Origin of the sequence: Desulfogranum marinum (assembly GCF_016918565.1) — a bacterium.
GTDB lineage: Bacteria > Desulfobacterota > Desulfobulbia > Desulfobulbales > Desulfobulbaceae > Desulfogranum > Desulfogranum marinum.
On record NZ_JAFFQD010000016.1, the window covers coordinates 82543 to 100071 of the forward strand.

16 protein-coding genes are annotated in these 17529 nt (G+C 46.9%); 8 read left to right on the plus strand and 8 right to left on the minus strand.

The genetic code is table 11. The annotated features are described in order from the left end of the window. The first annotated feature begins 397 nt into the window (after positions 1-397). From JWH17_RS10685 to JWH17_RS10720, 8 genes are all read left to right on the plus strand, one after another. Positions 398-2764, plus strand: a complete 2367-nt coding sequence (locus JWH17_RS10685; protein ID WP_205222607.1) for an SLC13 family permease — start codon at positions 398-400, stop codon at positions 2762-2764. Positions 2765-3570: 806 nt separating this feature from the next. Then, on the plus strand, positions 3571-4677 hold the full coding sequence (locus JWH17_RS10690; RefSeq protein WP_438941065.1) for a hydrogenase small subunit: 1107 nt from the start codon (positions 3571-3573) through the stop codon (positions 4675-4677). Positions 4678-4703: 26 nt separating this feature from the next. Then, complete coding sequence (gene hybA, locus JWH17_RS10695; RefSeq protein ID WP_205222609.1) at positions 4704-5714, plus strand: hydrogenase 2 operon protein HybA; 1011 nt, start codon at positions 4704-4706, stop codon at positions 5712-5714. A gap of 81 nt (positions 5715-5795) precedes the next feature. Then, positions 5796-7496 carry a nickel-dependent hydrogenase large subunit gene (locus JWH17_RS10700; protein WP_205222610.1) on the plus strand — a complete coding sequence of 567 codons (1701 nt, stop codon included), beginning with the start codon at positions 5796-5798 and terminating at the stop codon, positions 7494-7496. A 15-nt stretch (positions 7497-7511) separates the two neighbouring features. After that, entirely contained in the window at positions 7512-8006 is a 495-nt protein-coding gene (locus tag JWH17_RS10705) for a HyaD/HybD family hydrogenase maturation endopeptidase (protein WP_205222611.1), read from the plus strand. Next, entirely contained in the window at positions 7984-9108 is a 1125-nt protein-coding gene (gene nrfD / locus JWH17_RS10710; RefSeq protein ID WP_205222612.1) for an NrfD/PsrC family molybdoenzyme membrane anchor subunit, read from the plus strand. Before JWH17_RS10705 ends, nrfD begins: the two co-directional genes overlap by 23 nt. Before the next feature lie 118 nt (positions 9109-9226). Further along, complete coding sequence (locus JWH17_RS10715) at positions 9227-9550, plus strand: hypothetical protein (RefSeq protein ID WP_205222613.1); 324 nt, start codon at positions 9227-9229, stop codon at positions 9548-9550. Between the two features lie 47 nt (positions 9551-9597). Next, complete coding sequence (locus JWH17_RS10720; protein WP_205222614.1) at positions 9598-9783, plus strand: hypothetical protein; 186 nt, start codon at positions 9598-9600, stop codon at positions 9781-9783. A gap of 102 nt (positions 9784-9885) precedes the next feature. Here the strand turns inward: JWH17_RS10720 and JWH17_RS10725 are convergent, their stop codons facing one another. From JWH17_RS10725 to JWH17_RS10760, 8 genes are all read right to left on the minus strand, one after another. After that, the gene (locus JWH17_RS10725) at positions 9886-11517 is read right to left on the minus strand and encodes an ABC-F family ATP-binding cassette domain-containing protein (protein WP_205222615.1); all 1632 of its coding nucleotides are present in this window, start codon (positions 11515-11517) and stop codon (positions 9886-9888) included. Between the two features lie 111 nt (positions 11518-11628). Further along, the gene (locus JWH17_RS10730; protein ID WP_205222616.1) at positions 11629-11829 is read right to left on the minus strand and encodes a cold-shock protein; all 201 of its coding nucleotides are present in this window, start codon (positions 11827-11829) and stop codon (positions 11629-11631) included. Positions 11830-11931: 102 nt separating this feature from the next. After that, entirely contained in the window at positions 11932-13194 is a 1263-nt protein-coding gene (locus tag JWH17_RS10735; RefSeq protein WP_205222617.1) for a DEAD/DEAH box helicase, read from the minus strand. 390 nt (positions 13195-13584) lie between these two features. Beyond that, positions 13585-13989, minus strand: coding sequence for a tRNA (N6-threonylcarbamoyladenosine(37)-N6)-methyltransferase TrmO (gene tsaA, locus JWH17_RS10740; protein WP_205222618.1), 405 nt, complete (start codon positions 13987-13989; stop codon positions 13585-13587). Between the two features lie 185 nt (positions 13990-14174). Further along, positions 14175-15191: a potassium channel family protein gene (locus JWH17_RS10745; RefSeq protein WP_205222619.1), complete on the minus strand. Its 1017-nt coding sequence runs from the start codon at positions 15189-15191 to the stop codon at positions 14175-14177. A gap of 57 nt (positions 15192-15248) precedes the next feature. Further along, on the minus strand, positions 15249-15683 hold the full coding sequence (locus JWH17_RS10750; RefSeq protein ID WP_205222620.1) for a hypothetical protein: 435 nt from the start codon (positions 15681-15683) through the stop codon (positions 15249-15251). 740 nt (positions 15684-16423) lie between these two features. Further along, positions 16424-16879 carry a hypothetical protein gene (locus JWH17_RS10755; RefSeq protein WP_205222621.1) on the minus strand — a complete coding sequence of 152 codons (456 nt, stop codon included), beginning with the start codon at positions 16877-16879 and terminating at the stop codon, positions 16424-16426. A 14-nt stretch (positions 16880-16893) separates the two neighbouring features. Then, complete coding sequence (locus tag JWH17_RS10760) at positions 16894-17373, minus strand: type II toxin-antitoxin system HicB family antitoxin (RefSeq protein ID WP_205222622.1); 480 nt, start codon at positions 17371-17373, stop codon at positions 16894-16896. Positions 17374-17529 lie beyond the last annotated feature (156 nt).

Sequence of the window (17529 nt, forward strand, 5' to 3'; positions counted from 1 at the left end):
CAATTTCACCAAATCTGCTACGTTACCGAAGGCTTGAAGTATTTTTATACGTCTCCGCCTCCGGTGCTTCACATCTTCGGCAGGTAGCGTAGACTCCGAAATTTCCAATTGCAGGATTTAGGTATAATGATAGTTGCCGGGCTCATTGCTCTCATATACCAATCCCTTTGTACATTAATTACAACAAAAACAGGCCCGCAAGAATAATAAACGGATAACCGATTGCTTTCCTAGTAAAAAAATACGAAAAGAAGATGGCAGAAACTGCTTGGTTGTACTGGATACCGATTTGCCTTCAACGACCTTTCGCATCTGTACTCTTTACGGTGGCCTTTAAGCTGATTTACAAGGCTGATTGCATTGTGATGCATATCTAACTTCTCAGGAGGATAACGTAATGACACCGGAAATACTGCTGGTTTTCGGCATTCTTGTTGTTGTAATCGTGGTACTTGTTACCGAGGTTATGCCGCTTGAAGTCCTCTCTATGCTGGTTTTAGGGGTATTGGCCATTACCGGACTGGTGACGCCGACAGAGGCACTGGCAGGATTTAGTAACCCGGCGGTGGTAACCATTTGGGCAGTGTTTATCCTCAGTGGCGGACTCACCCGAACCGGTATTGCCAACATTATCGGGCGAAATATGCTGAAGCTGTCGGGAACAGGTGATGCAAGGATGATTATGCTCATCATGGTAATTGCCGGTGGATTGTCTGCCTTTATGAATAATGTGGCAGTAGCAGCGTTGATGTTGCCGGTGGTTATGGATATTGCAAGAAAAACCGGTAAGTCACCTTCGATTTTATTGATGCCCTTGGCCTATGGTTCCCTGCTTGGTGGTCTCACCACCATGATTGGGACACCACCCAATATTCTGGTCAGCGAAGCATTGCGCACCCATGGCCTTACACCATTTGGTCTCTTTGATTTTTCGCCGGTAGGCCTGATCGTTATGGTCGTGGGCATGCTTTTTATAACCTTTGTCGGAACACGATTTCTGCCAAAGCATCCCCCGTTTGAACCTGAGCGGAAAGGCGATAAGCAGGTTATCAGTCAGTATCGTATTCAGGAACGGTTGTTCAGAATCCACATTCCCAAACAGTCGGCCCTTGCCGGCCATACGCTTGCCTCAAGTCACCTCGGTTCCAGGCTGGGTCTCAATGTAATTGCCATCAACCGGGGGCGAAAGATCTCTCTTGCGCCGAATTCAACGGATAAAATTCTGCCGGATGATGAACTTATTGTAGAAGGTCGTCTTGATCGGATTCAGGAAATGAATAACTGGGGGCAGCTGCTGTCGGAAAGCGTTGTTCCTGAAGAAAACGCACTGCTCGGATTTGGTATGCAGGTGGCAGAGGTCCGGCTGTCTGATGATAGCCCATGGCTCGGCAAAAGCCTTTCCGAATTGGGTTTTCGTAATCAGTACGGCTTGAATGTGTTGGAAATTTTGCGACTCGGTCGGCAGATAAACATGAATGTTAAGTCCCGGAAACTGATTGACGGGGATGTGCTGGTCCTGCACGGGCCAATGGCCAGCATCAAACAACTGGCGGAAACAGACGGCATCATGTCACCGGTTGTGCTCAATGCCGAGGAGGTAAAGGAAAAGTATGAAAAGGAAAAGAAAATCCGTCTTTTCAGCATTCCCGATAGCTCCAGGTTGCTCGGCATGACGGTGACGGAGAGTTGTCTTGGTGATGCTCTTGATGTCCAGATTCTTGAAGTTATAAGAAAAGATGGTAGCGCAGTGGTCCCTGCCTCAGATTTGGTGTTTGAGCCGGGAGACAGGCTTGTGGTTGCCGGGATGTCGGATCTGGTCGGAGTTCTGCTCATGCAGGGGCTGGAGGCGGTTTTCGATAAAGATCAAGCAGTGGTGGAAGATACATCAATTCTCCAAAGTGATACAGTGGGCTTTGTGGAAGTCATCCTTTCCCCGCATTCCGTTCTGGTTGGTCAGACACTGCAGGAGATTCGTTTTCGTGAAAAATTCGGGCTTAACGTGTTGGCCATTCTGCGAAAGGGCAAGGTGATACGTACCGGACTGCGTGATCTGCAAATACAACTCGGGGATGCCCTCCTGCTGTATGGACAATGGAAAAAACTGGCTGTCTTGGGGCGAGAGCCCGATTTCGTAGTGCTCACCGAAAAAATGCAGGAAGTTGCCCGGGAAGAGAAAGCCAAAACTGCGCTGACTATTATGGCGATTGTGCTGTTGCCGGTCATTTTCGGTTGGGTACCAATTTATATTGCTGTGGTCATTGGCGCCGCGTTTATGGTCTTGACCAATTGTCTGACCATGGAGGAGGCTTATCTCTATATCGAGTGGAAAGCCGTATTTCTGATTGCAGGCATGCTACCGCTTGGAGTAGCGCTGGATAAAACCGGTGCCGCGTTAATGGTTGCCGAAAAGGTGATAACCATCCTGGGGCCATTGGGGCCGTATGGGGTTTTGTTTGGGCTGCTCAGTATTACTTTTATGGGTACCAGTATCATACCGACCGCAGCTCTGGTGGTGCTCATGGTTCCTATCGCTCTTCAGACTTCTGCTGGTCTTGGCATATCTCCCTACCCTTTGATGATGGGTATTGCGATGGCTGCTTCTTCAAGTTTTACCTCACCCATTTCGCATCCAGCTAATGTACTGGTCATGGGACCGGGGGGCTATAAATTCATGGACTATGTTAAGGTCGGATTGCCCCTTACTCTAGTAATACTGGCATTACTGATGGTCATTATTCCCATTTTTTGGCCATTGGTTGGTTAAATCAGGGTAGCTCCACAGAATCATCGTTTGCCTCTGTGCGTATCGGGCAGGACAAGAGAGCCTGTAATTATGGTGCGCGTTTTGTTCAGGCATTCATCCGGATTTTTCATCTGTCAAGGCGGTTTCAGATGCAAAGGCGTTCGGGTAATCCTGTGGTAAAAAATGAGGAAAGTGTTGTTTAAAGGCTATTTTCAGTATTTGTGTTGTCTCCTCGAGGAGACGCGGGGCTATGCCTTGCTTACCCAGAAGGTAATAGTACTTTGTGGTATAGGTTGATGTGCCAAATGTACTTTTCTTGTCATTTTGCTGTTAGGTGGATAGGTCCTGTTTATTTATCTGATTTTAAACGGTTTTGCTTGAGCTCTTGAATAAATTTTATTGGCAGCGCGATAAGCGGGATGGTTTACGTATTGATTCCTAAGGTGTTGAATGTGCGTGATGTGCAAAATATAAAAAAGCAGTTGCCTGTGATTGATTTTTCTTATATATGAACAGTAATAACGTTTGTGTCAGGAGTGGGCGTTTAATACCAGTGATGTACTCCGGACATCTTTTCCCCCAAGCGCTCCTGTCATTTTTTTCATGTATCCGGAAAGTGAACCGAATAAAGAGAGGGCTGTCGCAGGTTTTTCATTTTTAAAATTATAGAGGTGCCTCGAAAAGTACTTTTTGAAGGTGACCTGGAGAGTAGGACGTAATATCACAAGCAGGTATTCTCGCGCGTGATCGTATGCTGTGACAGCAAGGCTTGTCCAATTACCAGTTTGTCAAGGTGTCAACACCTGTACACAAACCAAGGAGGTTAGCTGATGAAGTCAAAGGTAGCGAGCAGTCACGATAAGCAGTTGGGCGGTGTTACGCGAAGAGATTTTGTAAAGTTCTGCACTGGGGTGGCGGCAAGCATGGGCCTCCCCTTGACTGTTGCTCCGAAAATGGCAGAGGCAGTCACTTCTCCACAAAGGCCCCCTGTTATATGGCTCTCCGGTCAGGAGTGCACCGGTTGTGTGGAATCACTTTTACGCACCCATCACCCGGCAATTGACAGCCTTATTTTTGATCTTATCTCCCTCGAGTATTCCGAAACACTCAATGCCGGTGCCGGACATCAGGCAGAACACCACCGGGAACTTTCCATTGAGGCCAATAAGGGAAAATTTATTTTGGTTGTTGATGGCGCCATTCCGGTAAAGGATGGCGGTGTATATTGTCAGATAGCCGGTAAACCCGTGCTTGATATTCTCAACGAAACCGCACCCCACGCTGCTGCGGTTATTGCCATTGGCTCCTGCGCTGCCTGGGGCGGCGTACCTGCAGCAGAACCCAACCCGACCGGAGCAACCCCGGTACATGAAATACTCAAGGATAAAGGGATTCCGGTGGTCAATATCCCCGGCTGCCCTCCTAATCCGTATAATTTTCTTTCCACTGTCATCCATTTTGTCACCTTCAATAAGCTGCCGGCCTTAGATGACAAGATGCGTCCCAAATTTGCATATTCCAGGCTTATTCATGAGAACTGTGAGCGGCGTCCACATTTTGATGCGGGACGGTTTGCAGAAGAGTTCGGCGATGAAGGCCATCGTAAAGGATACTGTCTATACAAACTTGGATGCAAGGGACCCGAGACCTATAACAACTGCTCGACCCTCCATTTCGGAGATGTGGCCACCACCGGTTGCTGGCCGGTAGGTACAGGCGCACCCTGCTTTGGCTGCTCAGAAGCCGGGGTCGGATTTGACAGTCCGTTATTTTCCAAAGCCAGAGTAAGTTTTCCCACGCCTCCGGCCCAAGCTCCTGAAGCGGTGCCGGAGAAGGGCAGTGGTGCCAAGAGTTTTGCCTATGGTGTTGCCGGAGCCGCAGTCGGTGCGACGGCTGTAGCGCTTGCAAATACACGTGGCAAGGACGAAGACTGAAATCGTAAAGGGGGAGCGTGAAAACCATGGCTATAAATAGACGGGATTTTCTCAAATTTTCAGCCGGCACCGGTTTGGTGCTGGCAACGGATGCCAAGGTGTCCGCAGCCAGGGAGAAGAAGGAGCTTTCTCCGGATGCGGTGGGTATCCTTTATGATGCCACCCTGTGCATTGGCTGCATGTCGTGCATGGTCAACTGTAAAAAGGCCAATGCCGAACCGGGCGGGGCCTTATACCACAAAGAAACTGCGGGGCAGATACCTTACGAGTACGAAGGCGAGGAACAAAAATATGATGCCCCCACTTCACTCTCAGACAAGACCTTGTGCCTGATAAAGGCATATCGTGGAAAATCGGAAAAAGAAGAAGGTGAGGGGGAGTTTTCCTTTATAAAGCAACACTGTCTCCATTGTGTTGATCCTGCATGCGTATCTGCCTGTCCTGTGCAAGCACTGAAAAAACAGCCGGGAACCGGCATTGTTACCTATGATAAAAACAGGTGTTTCGGCTGTCGGTACTGCCAGGTCGCCTGTCCGTTCGGCATACCCATGTATGAGTGGGAAAAATCCTCTCCATCGGTGGTCAAATGCCAGTTGTGCAACCATAGAATCGCCCAGGGCGGTTACTCTGCCTGCTGCGAGGCCTGTCCGACAGGAGCTTCTCTGTTTGGAAAGGTCACTGATCTCCAAGAGGAAGCCAAGCGGCGATTAAACCTGAAAGCAGGCGATACATATGCTTATCCGGTAAATCATATCGAGCATGGGAAAACAACAGAGCAGGTCGTGCCTGAATATGTGGACCATGTCTATGGATTGGAAGAGGCCGGCGGTACCCAGTATATGTTCCTCGCCGGTGTGGATTTCGATAAACTCGGTTTTAATCCGAAAATAACCAACCAGGTATACCCTGATTTAACCTGGGAGTATGTCTCTCATGTACCTCAATTGATAGGTACCCTTCTGGTAGCCGGGACAGTGACTCGACTTGTCACTCAGCGGATGGAGAAGAAAAATAAGGACAATGAATCAGGCGAATAGTCCAGGGGATTTGTTGAGTTTATTCCACTATATCACGAGTTGCGAAATCCTGTAGCGGGAAGCACGTAAAGGAGAAAGAGAATGGCGAAAAAAATTACAATAGATCCGGTCACCAGAATCGAGGGGCACCTGCGTATTGATTGCGAAGTGGATAATGGCAAGGTGACCAATGCCTGGTCTTCCGGACAGATGTGGCGAGGTATCGAAGTAATCCTCAAAGGCCGGGATCCACGTGATGCCTGGGCCTATACCCAGCGTATATGCGGCGTATGTACCACTGTGCATGCCATAGCCTCGGTAAGGGCGGTTGAGGATGCACTTGATCTGGAAATTCCAGTCAATGCGCAACTGATACGTAATCTGATCATTGCCGGCCATGGCATTCATGATCATATCGTTCATTTTTACCAGCTTTGTGCCTTGGATTGGGTGGATATCGTTTCCGCTACCAAGGCTGATGCACGTTCGGCATCGGCTTTGGGGCAAAAGCTGTCCGGTTGGAGACGCAATGGGTATCAGGAAATTAAAGCGGTACAGGATCGGCTGAAAAAATTTATCAGTTCCGGTCAGCTCGGTATCTTTGCCAGCGGTTACTGGGGGCATCCGGCAATGAAATTGTCGCCGGAGGTAAATCTGCTGGCAGCAACGCATTATCTGCAGGCGCTTGAGTATCAACGCAAAATTAACCAAGTGGTTGCCATTCTCGGCAGTAAAACACCTCATGTGCAAACCCTTGCCGTGGGCGGAGTAACCAATGCTATTAATCCGGATAGCCCTTCGACCCTGACCATTGAGAAGCTTTTTAATGTGAAAACGCTGATAGACGAAGTCGGAGATTTTATAAAACAGGCAATGCTCACCGATGTGGCTGCAATCGGTGCCAATTATGCCGACTGGACCACGTATGGAGCAGGGGTCCTCAATTACCTGTCCGTGCCTGATATGCCGATGGATTCCAAAGGGACCGAGTATCAGCTTGCCGGTGGTTACATCCCCAACGGCGATATCAGTCAGTTTGCACCCATAGCTTCCCAGACGGATCCTGTGCTGTACGACAACATCAAGGAAAGCATTAAGCATGCCTGGTATGATGGCGATTGGGATCGTTCCCCTTATGATGGCGAGACCGAACCAAACTATACGGGGTATGATTATGAAGATAAATATTCCTGGGTCAAGTCGCCGACCTTTAGGGGAGAGCCTGCCCAGGTAGGACCGCTGCCCCATGTGGTGGCCATGTATCTAGCCGGTCATGCCGGTACCAAGGAGTATGTTGATTCCACTCTGGCAACGGTTAGTAGCCTGGCCGGCACCACGGTGGGCATAGAGGCATTACATTCGACCATTGGCCGTATCGCAGCCCGTGTCATTCGCTGTGCAGTACTGTATGACACCATGAGTGTTTCATGGCAGGCCCTGATCGATAATATCGGCAAGGGTGAAATGGATACCTTTAACGCTCCTGTCTTTCCGTCCGGTGAGCAACGCGGGGTAGGTTTTCATGAAGCACCTCGGGGAATGCTGTCCCATTGGATCGTTATCGAAAATGGAAAAATTAAAAATTATCAGGCAGTTGTACCCTCAACATGGAATGCAGGGCCACGAAACGGTCAGGATGCCTTAGGTCCCTATGAGGCCTCTTTAGTAGGTAATCCCATTGCTGATGCAGAGCTACCGCTGGAAGTTCTGCGAACAGTGCACTCCTTTGATCCCTGCCTGGCCTGCGCTATCCATCTGGTTGATAATAAGAGAACGCCGATCGGCAAAGTCAAGGTTCTGTAGCACGGGAGAAAACTATTGAATGCACTTGTGTTAGGTATCGGCAACCTGCTGATTGGGGATGAAGGTGTTGGCTGTAAAGCCGTCGAGGAGTTGAACCGGCGTTACCAGCTGCCGCCTGGACTGGAATGCATGGATGGAGGCACAGCAGGATTCGAGTTGCTGTCTTTGATGGATGGTAAGGACCTGGTGATCCTGATTGATGCCTTGCGTAATGACATGGAGCCCGGCACCAGCGTTCTGGTTGCAGGGGAGGATGTGCCGCAGGTCTTTTTGACTTCCATCTCGCCCCATCAGTTAGGTATTTCCGATGTACTGGCCGCGGCGCAGCTTACTGACACCCTGCCCAGAGAATTATTCTTATACGGTATTGAGCCCAAAAATTTGGATGTGGGAATAGGGCTTACCCCGGAAGTTGAGGCGGGTATGGAAAAAGTTATCAGCGCTGTTGTCGAGCAACTTCGTAACTTTGGATATGAGGTGAAGAGTAATGGAATCAAATCCGAACATTAAAACCTGGACACCGGCAACAATGGTCATGGTTGTACTGATTATTGTCGGGATTTCGGTTGGCCTATATCGCATGATATATGGCTTGGGAGCAACCACCAATCTTAATGACGCATACCCCTGGGGCTTTTGGCTCGGCCTTGACGTCCTCGGCGGTGTAGCAATGGCGGCAGGTGGTTTTATCATTGCCTGCGCTGTATACCTCTTTAATTGGAAAAAATATCGACCTATTGTGAGGCCGGCGATCCTGACCGCTTTTTTAGGGTACTTGATGGCTGTACTGGCATTGTTTCTTGATATCGGCCACCCGTTTCGTTTGTGGCATCCTTCCATTATGTGGCAGTATCAGTCGGTGATGTGGGTTGTAGCGATGCACGTCATTTTTTATACCACGACCTTGGCACTGGAGTTCAGTCCCATGCTTTTCGAGCGGCTGGGGTGGGAAAAGGCGCGAAGGGCAGTCGGTAAAATAATGGTGGGTGCGGTAATTTTCGGGGTCATGTTGTCTACCCTGCATCAGTCGTCACTCGGCGCCGTCTTTTTGATATCCCCTTCCAAGATGTCACCGCTGTGGTGGGATACCAAGCTGCCGTTTCATTTCCTGGTTTCCGCGGTTGCCATGGGATTGGCCATGGTCAGCTTTGAGACAGCCTTGAGCAAGAAGTTCCTCCATCATGAGGTGGATAAAGAAATTTTCACAGGTCTGGCAAGAGGGCTGTTGATAGTGCTTGGCTTTTATCTGCTGTTAAAACTGTACCAACTGTTTACCGTTGCCAGTCCTGCCATGGCGTTTGACGGCTCGGTGGAAGGAAATATGTATCTTTTGGAGATGTTCCTTGGTGTTATTCTGCCGGTAGCCATTCTAGCGGTGAAAAAATACCGTAATGACCTTAAGGTTATATTTGCGGTCAATATCATCGTTATCATCGGGGTTATCCTGAACAGGATGAACGTGTGCCTGTTTAGCCAGGAAAGCTATGGTGCCTGGCGTGGCTTGGGGTATTCGCCCTCATGGAAAGAATTTTTGGTTTCTTTAGGGGTCATTTCCATTGGTGTGTTTTTGTATAAGATGTCGGCAAAGCATTTGCCTCTTTTTTCCCATTGAAAAAAGAGTAATCAATGTGTTGTAAATAAAACTACATTTTTTGAGTTGCCCCATATCCGATTTTTTAGTGTGATATGGGGCATTTTTTTAACCAAGAAGACAACAGAGAAAGGAACAAATGAGACGAAGAAGAGTCTTGAAATTTTTTGTCGACGGTCTTTCATGGAAAAGTATTGCGCTTATCGGGTGGGTATTAGTAACATCAACCAGTAGTCCGGCAGTGGAGTGCAGGCCACTTATTGAGCAGAAATGTGCAAGCTGCCACTTCGTTACCCATGTCTGTCCTGATCTTGCAAAGAAAAAGGGGACCTGGACCTGGAAGCGAACCATACAGTCAATGATAGAGCATGGGACGGAATTAACCGATGCCCAAGCCAAGCAGCTGGTTGGCTGTTTGAGTAAGCCGGATCAGAAAGTGCTTGATATCTGTGCTCAAAAATAAAAAGAACGGTTTGCCCTGAGTGGTGAGCAGGAAAGGATTGTGAAGGTATGCCGATAAAAATGTTAGCAGTGGAACTCTATAAGAGCCAGCAGAAAGTACATGCTTTGCGTGATAAGCTGGAGGTCGCTACCGGCCTGGAGGCGGATCGATTACGGCGAGAACTGGCAGTGGCAGAGAAAGAGTGTGAACAGCTTCGACGCAGGATTGATGCGCGCAAGGATCTTTATCGGTGATGCTCTAGCAGGAGAAGGAACAGGATACGCCTCGTTTTAAACGGGGAAGGGAAACCGGACAGTATAAAACAGGCTGCCCGGTTTTTTTGTTGCTGGGGGCGGTTATGCGGCTTTTTGTTCCAGGTGACTCGCGTCTTTTGAGCTGGTTTCCTGTAACTCGAGATATTCGTCAAAGCTCATCATTACATCGGTAAAGCCATCCGGGCTGATTTCAATGAGCCGATTTGCCACTGTGGAGACAAACTGGTGGTCATGTGAAGCAAAAAGCACAATCTCCGGATAAGCAATGAGTCCGTTGTTGAGAGAGGTAATCGATTCAAGATCAAGATGGTTGGTGGGCTCATCAAGAATGAGCGCGTTGGCCTTGGCAAGCATCATTTTGGAAAGCATACATCGAACTCGTTCCCCACCGGAGAGAACAGCTGTCTGCTTGGTAGCTTCTTCTCCTGAAAAAAGCATTTTGCCAAGGAATCCGCGAATGAACCCTTCATCAGCCTCGCTTGGGGCAAATTGACGTAACCAGCCGATAAGGTCAAGGCCTTTGTCCTCAAAGTATGTATTGTTTTCCTTGGGAAAATAGGCATTGTTGATGGTGATTCCCCAGCGGAAGCTACCGGCATCTGCTTCCATTTCGCCGGCAAGGATCTTGAAAAGTGTCGTTTTCGCAAGGCTGTTGGTGCCCATAAAGGCGATTTTGTCCCCTTTGTTCACGGTAAAGCTGAGATCCTTGAACATGGTTTCGCCTTCGATTGTTTTGGTCAGTCCGTCAACTTCAAGGATAACGTCTCCACTGGGGCGTTCCGGTGCAAAAACAATGTAGGGGTACTTTCTTGAAGAAATCGGCATTTCTTCAATGGTGAGTTTGTCGAGTAATTTCTTGCGCGAAGTTGCCTGTTTTGCCTTTGATGCGTTTGAGCTGAAACGCCTGATAAACTCTTTGAGTTCATCAGCTTTGGCCTTGGCTTTTTTGCTTTCGGTTTCTTTTTGCCGAAAATGCAGCTGACTTGCCTGGTACCAGAAATCGTAATTTCCTACATACACCTGAATTTTCCCATAATCAATGTCTGCCATGTGGGTGCAGACTTGATTGAGAAAATGACGGTCATGGGAAACGATAATGACAGTGTTGTGGAAGCGGGAAAGAAAGTGTTCCAGCCACTGGATTGATTGTATGTCGAGCTGGTTGGTCGGTTCATCAAGCAGCAGGATGTCTGGGTTGCCGAAAAGCGCTTGGGCTAAAAGGACCCGGACCTTTTCTGCGCCATCCAGTTCTTTCATGTGCTTGTGCAGCAATTCTTCGGTAATACCAAGTCCATTGAGCAACACCGCTGCTTCGGTTTCCGCTTCGTATCCGCCCAGTTCGCCGAATTTAATCTCCAGCTCGCCGGAACGAATGCCATCCTCCTCGCTGAAGTCCGGCTTAGCATAGAGTGCATCTCTCTCTGTCATGACCTTGTACAGTTCTAGATGGCCCATAATGACTGTATGTAAAACAGTATATTCATCAAAGGCAAACTGGTCCTGGTTGAGAATGGCAACACGCTGTCCCGGCCCTTTGCTTATCTCGCCATGGTCTGGGTCTATTTTTCCGGAAAGAATCTTAAGAAAGGTGGATTTGCCTGCACCGTTTGCCCCAATCAGACCATAGCAGTTTCCTGGGGTAAACTTAATGTTGACATCTTTGAATATGACCCTTTTTCCGTAGGAAAGAGCGATGTTGGATGCTGTGATCATTTACGTTCTCATAAAAAAAAGCCATTGGGAAAACTCCCATGGCCGTCATTGTATAAAAAAGAAAAGGCCCCGCTAAAAGCGGAGCCTTTGTTGCTTAGATGCAGCTAGCTTTTACAGCTGAACAACATTTGCTGCAGAAGGTCCTTTGGGACCATCAACAATATCAAAGCTAACGCGTGCATTTTCTTCAAGAGATTTGAATCCTTGAGCCTGGATTGCAGAGTGGTGAACGAATACGTCCTTACCGCCATCTTGCTCAATAAAACCAAAACCTTTTGCATCGTTAAACCATTTTACTGTTCCTTCAGCCATCTTGTGTACTCCTGTGTGGTGGCTCCATCTGGAGCCGCTTTGTAATAAAGTCAAACCACCTTTTGATGGCTTAACGGATTATCTGGAAATTCCAGATAAAATTTATGAAGAAGTGTTTATCCCAAAATCAAAAGAAACACTCTTACTTCTTCTATTTTTATGTTGAGAAGGGTGACTTTTTTGTCGGGGAGCACCTGTCTTTTTTATCGGTGCTGCCGTTTTCCTACTCTCTTTATACCTTTCTTGCACCTTAATTATTTGGTCAAGAGGGCGTAAATTCATTTTTTTTCCAAGGATACGCTCAATTTGTGAGATCATTCCCTGGTCGCCACGATCAGCAAAAGTAACAGCCTGGCCACTTTGCTTTGCTCGGCCCGTTCTACCGGTCCGATGTGTATATGTTTCAGCAGTATCCGGCACGTCGTAATTAATGACATGAGAGATGTTGGAAACATCAATGCCCCTAGCTGCAATATCGGTTGCGACAAGAACGCTGAATGTGCCGTCACGGAATCCTTCCATGGCTATCTTGCGTTTCTGCTGCGACAGATTGCCTTGCAGTGCAACGGCTTTGTGTCCCGATCTTTCCAGTTGCTGAGCCAGACTTCTAGCCTTGTGCTTAGTACGGGTAAAAACAACCGTGCTGGTCATTTCTTTTTCCTGCAACATATGCTTGAGCAAGGGCGTCTTGTGTTCCCTGGCAACCCGAATAAGCGTGTGCGATATGGTCGGGGCAGGTGCGGTATGATTGATTTGCAGTGTGCACGGTTCTGTTAATATTTCTTCTGCAAGGTGTCGAATCGGTTTAGGCATGGTAGCTGAAAAAACCAGCGATTGCCTTTCTTGCGGCAGTTGTTTAACAATTCGACGAATATCCGGTAGAAAACCTTTATCAAACATATGGTCGGCTTCGTCAAGGATAAAAGTCTCGACATGCCTGAGGGTAATGTCTTTTTCCGTCAGAATATCAAGCAGACGGCCAGGGCAGGCGACGATTATCTCGGCCCCGGAGCGAATTGCTTTCAGTTGTGGTTGTTTTCCCACACCACCATAGACAACTGCACTTTTGATACCGGTGTTCGCAGCCAATGTAATAACGTTTTGGTGTATTTGCTCTGCCAGTTCTCTTGTGGGAGCGACAATAAGTGCCCGTACCGTTTTCCGTTTTCCTGTGATCAGGTGTTGTACTATGGGCAGGACAAATGCAGCGGTTTTTCCCGTGCCTGTCTGGGCAAGGCCTAAAACGTCTTGACCGGCAAGGATGGGCGGAATGGCTTTTAGTTGAATAGGGGTGGGTTGTGTATAGCCGCAGGATGCGATGTTGGTGTTGATTTTTTGGTGTAACTGGAAATCCTTAAAACTCATTAAAACTCCGTTGTAATTTGTATCTCGAGACCGAATTTATGGTTTTTTTGATGATACAAAATGATAGCGTTGGCTTTCTTCAAATCAAGTATAAAGATAAACCTGATAGGGTGCTGATTACCATTGCATCACGGGGCTAACGGGTATCAACACTGTATATTTTCTTTCTCCTGGTAAGTAAGCAGTACGAACTTCTATGGATGGCACGAACAACGCTAGATAACAACGAGGCTGCGAGGAAAACATAAAGGGACTTAACTCTTCTACTTTGTAGGAACGATAGGCGCCATTATACACGGTTGTTTTTTTAATGCAATAGAAAAATGGTAATTAATCTCGATAAAAGTGCTGCCGGTGTTGAAGTGAGAAACTTCCATACTTTCGATACATTTAGCCACGGAGCTTTTTTTTAATATCAATAATGGGCGTGCCGTCAAGAATATCGAGCCCTGCCACGTCTATATGCGTGCCACGGACAGCCAGTACTTTTAATTCAGATATGGCAATGGGGTTGGGACGTACCGGGCTTCGGGTGGCAAAAACCCCGTGCAGCCCCCGCGACCTGTCTCCACGTGGGTAAACCTGCAACGTGTCCCGATCGGACTTATGAAGCCAGAACAGGACAACTATGATCTGTCCGGGGTTGACCCCTTCGAGACCGGCCTTGTACTGGGGGTAAATCTCTAGGGTACCGACGTGATCGGACTCGTCAAAATTTTTCGGCGCATCTCTGCGGCTTTGAATATCTCCATGTAAGATGCCTATAAAGTTGAGCTGGGCCTGTAATGTCTTCATCTGTCTTTCCATTTTTGTTACCGGGTAACCAATCAAGGGTGCCGGCTATTATACTATATCATGTGTGTCCAAAGTGTAAGCCGTCCACAGGTGCTTCTGATTTGCGCAGTTGTGAATGACCGCTATAGTCCGTCTATGCTGTCATTAGCAACCGCGTGAAAATGGGGAGCCTGTGACGGTTTACGTTACCTTTGTTTTCGGTCTTTGGAGATCACCAGCAGGTAGTCTCCCTGCTCAATCACATACTCAGCATCCGGATTGGAAATAAAGGTGCCTCCACGGCCCTTCTGAATGCCGAATACAGTGGTGTTTTGTTCTTTCTTCATTTTCACAAATGCGTCAATAAAGAGTTCCCCTGTCATCTCTTCGGGAGCAGGCATGGAATAGAGTTCATTGCCGTATCTGCTGCTGAGTAACTCGGAAATAATGTTGCTGATGCCGTGATCACTGGCTGCGCTGGCGATCAGGTGGCTGTTTAATTCACTGCTGACGATTATTTCATCCGCGTGGGCCCGTTGGCAATGGTGTTTGTTGGCCTTGTCCACCAGCTCCACTACGCTGTACACATCGGGATTCATGCTTTCAACCGTCAAAGCGGTCAGCACCACTTTTGCATCTCTTGCTGTGACTTCCACCGCGTCATCGCCGAGGATAACTACTGTGGCTGCCGTTTCCAGGTTAGCCTTTTCCAGGGTGTCTTCGTTAACCACCCCTCTGACAAAAAGCATATCAGGATCACTGACCGGCTTTTCTTCAATGTCTGCAATCAGGACAATGGGTTTGGTGGCTGTTTGCGGATCTGAGCGCAGTTCATTGATGATGGATTTTGCCCGGTGGTTCCATTCGCAGATAATTATATGATCGCTCACGCTGTAGTCGCCCATTCCTTTGTGCTCCCTAAGTCGTATACTTATTAACATGGTTGCCAGGCTCGCGCTGAGGATACCCAGCAGCCCGATACCGAAAAACATGATGATGATTGCGAGAACTCTGCCTTCAAAAGTACTGGGTGAGATGTCGCCATACCCTACGGTCGTCAGGGTGACAACACTCCACCATAGGCCGCTGGCAAAGGAAACGCCTGGTTCAAAAGAGGCGATTAAAAACCCGCTGCATATAATTATGACCAGGATAACGGCCAGCAGTTTAAGCAGGTTCTCTCTTAAGAGAAACCTGTAAAACTTGAGCAGCTTTTTGCCCATTGTCAAAGTCCTTGGTTGTTGGTTGTTGGTTGTTGGAGAATAGACGCTGGTGATTGTTTACCAGAAATCGCTGGATGCAGTTTCTTGGTCGTATTTGCGCAGATTCTCAAGCCACTCTTCTTTGCTTTCTTTTATTTCTTGCAGCATGTCTAGATACTCGTCGGGTTCTATACGACCCTTCTCTTCCAAAAAGCCGTAGAATTTTTTCAGGCTTGTAATGTTTTCCTTGATAGAGGCGGCAGAAGCCCACATAGCCTTGCGGATAAACCAGCTGCTGAAAAAATAATTCAACAGGATGACGCCGTCTTCCGGTGGTTCTGCGTCTTCGTATAACAGGAAGTCATTGATGTAAAAATCAATGTTGGAAACATGCTTGTCGATCGTTTTTTGGGATAACTTTTTCGCCTTCAAGTCTTCTTGGAAGGCATCCAGCAAAAGTTGGTTTTCAGCACGAATTTTTTCGCATTCCGCTTCGCAGGTTTCGTAATCCATTACTCTATCCGCTGTGTTGTTTTTGTTGGATTGTTTCCGGCCCCAATACCTCTCTTTGCTTGGTGACACGTTGCCGTGGAGGTTTCGAAAGAACGGTAATCAAAAACACCGATCATACTGTGAAAAAATGTATCTACCAATAAAAAAGGCGGAGCAAATGGTGGTATGTGTTCTGGGCACAGCGTGTTCGCTTTTTGCTTTTTGTGAACAGCCCTTTTGTCAACTTCTCAGAAAGTGAGAGAGCTTGGCTGCACGAATGGATTTAGTCTTGTACGTAGGTTTTTTTATCAAGTGTTTGTCTACTGTATAGGTCAGGTTACCAATATGTCAGAGAAAAGATAAGATCAACCACTAGGTTTTTAGAAACAACTTTTTTTCCGGAAAACAATTCTTGATATTTGGGGAGGCCTGGATCGATGGAAATAGGGGATTAACAGCTAATATCTCAAAGTCAAGGTATTGCCTATCTTTTAGGATTGCCAATCCGAACCTGAGATTGCTTGATACAACAGTGTAGTCGAGCACTCCTCCGAGTTCGCTCACTTGCAAGATAGTGAATGATAACCTTTTAAGTTGCGGTCTGTTTGTTAAAATAAAGAAGATATGAGAGGAACAACCGCAACACATCAGATACATTAAAAAAAGGGGGACGCTTTTCAAAAGAAAAGCTCCCCTATAGATATGTTATACCGTCACAAATAAATACTTCTTAAAAAGAATGACAGAGAAATTATTTGGCCTTATTCACTCTTTATGGGAATAGCCTTTAATGTTTTTTTCGTTTTTACAGAAAATGGTATTGACGAAACATTTTTCCAGCGTGTTGCATCTCCCACTTTAAGATCTACTAAAAGCCTATAGTTGCCTTCCTTATCTATTACAAAACGATCTAAAGTTACATTCATCTCGACAAAGACAGTACCACTTTTCAGCTTCTCTGATTTTTCCGATATCACCTGCCTACTCTTAGAATCTCCTTCAGCTACTAAAGATAACCTAATGGAGAAGTATTCAACATTTGTCCCATCTTTATGTATTTTAGTTGAAATAGTGAAAGGTTTTATCTGTATCTGCCCAGTTTTCTGGTTTACACTTTGAATTGGGGCAGAACTGAGCGCTCCTATATAGCTCGGACTGGCAGTCTCAGGATCGACAAGAATACGCTCACAGACAACACTCCAGACATGATTAATCATGTTATTTTACTCCATTAAATACCGGAATGATTACAATCTTCTGCAACAGTGATATATTCTCCTCGCATGGTTGAATTACTCTCAGTGTCCTTGATGATATTTTCTACTAGCAGAGTAGTTCTCACAACTGTTTGTTTTTCAGTATTGCCATTTCTGAGGGTTTCAATTTTTTCTTCAATAGCTTCTTTGCAGAAGTCATTGAGATTTTGCCCCCGCATCTCTGCGTAAAGCGCTGCATTGCGATGCAGCTCCTCCCCTACACGCACATTAAAAGAGCCTTTAAATGTCTTTTGGGGTTGGCGGTTCAGTTGGTTACATGTTTCAAGATAATCGTCAATTGCTGCTTCAAACTCTTTCTGTAAACTCGGTAAATCTACAGCCTCATAAGTGATAGTATCTTTAATAAATAATACTTTTCCAAAGATCACAGCCTCATTGACATCGAAATCTATTGAACCAAGATATCCTTTATAACTTAAATGTTTTGTTGTCATATGAATCCATCCTCCTCTAGTCTGCTCAAGGGAATCTCGAATAAATGGTTTATTCCCCAGCGTCTTTAATTATGCGATAAATATGGAAATCAGGGTCAATTCAACATTTAAATTTTCGTGTTTTTGGGGTTGCAGCGAACAACTCAATCGCCCTGA

What these genes read in the sequence shown, in the direction of transcription:
- JWH17_RS10700 (WP_205222610.1), top strand. Translation starts at nt 5,796, where the DNA reads ATGGCGAAAAAAATTACAATAGATCCGGTCACCAGAATCGAGGGGCAC.
- JWH17_RS10735 (WP_205222617.1), bottom strand. Translation starts at nt 13,194, where the DNA reads ATGAGTTTTAAGGATTTCCAGTTACACCAAAAAATCAACACCAACATC.
- JWH17_RS10725 (WP_205222615.1), bottom strand. Translation starts at nt 11,517, where the DNA reads ATGATCACAGCATCCAACATCGCTCTTTCCTACGGAAAAAGGGTCATA.
- JWH17_RS10745 (WP_205222619.1), bottom strand. Translation starts at nt 15,191, where the DNA reads ATGGGCAAAAAGCTGCTCAAGTTTTACAGGTTTCTCTTAAGAGAGAAC.
- JWH17_RS10715 (WP_205222613.1), top strand. Translation starts at nt 9,227, where the DNA reads ATGAGACGAAGAAGAGTCTTGAAATTTTTTGTCGACGGTCTTTCATGG.
- JWH17_RS10720 (WP_205222614.1), top strand. Translation starts at nt 9,598, where the DNA reads ATGCCGATAAAAATGTTAGCAGTGGAACTCTATAAGAGCCAGCAGAAA.
- JWH17_RS10730 (WP_205222616.1), bottom strand. Translation starts at nt 11,829, where the DNA reads ATGGCTGAAGGAACAGTAAAATGGTTTAACGATGCAAAAGGTTTTGGT.
- nrfD (WP_205222612.1), top strand. Translation starts at nt 7,984, where the DNA reads ATGGAATCAAATCCGAACATTAAAACCTGGACACCGGCAACAATGGTC.
- hybA (WP_205222609.1), top strand. Translation starts at nt 4,704, where the DNA reads ATGGCTATAAATAGACGGGATTTTCTCAAATTTTCAGCCGGCACCGGT.
- JWH17_RS10685 (WP_205222607.1), top strand. Translation starts at nt 398, where the DNA reads ATGACACCGGAAATACTGCTGGTTTTCGGCATTCTTGTTGTTGTAATC.
- JWH17_RS10760 (WP_205222622.1), bottom strand. Translation starts at nt 17,373, where the DNA reads ATGACAACAAAACATTTAAGTTATAAAGGATATCTTGGTTCAATAGAT.
- tsaA (WP_205222618.1), bottom strand. Translation starts at nt 13,989, where the DNA reads ATGAAGACATTACAGGCCCAGCTCAACTTTATAGGCATCTTACATGGA.
- JWH17_RS10750 (WP_205222620.1), bottom strand. Translation starts at nt 15,683, where the DNA reads ATGGATTACGAAACCTGCGAAGCGGAATGCGAAAAAATTCGTGCTGAA.
- JWH17_RS10755 (WP_205222621.1), bottom strand. Translation starts at nt 16,879, where the DNA reads ATGATTAATCATGTCTGGAGTGTTGTCTGTGAGCGTATTCTTGTCGAT.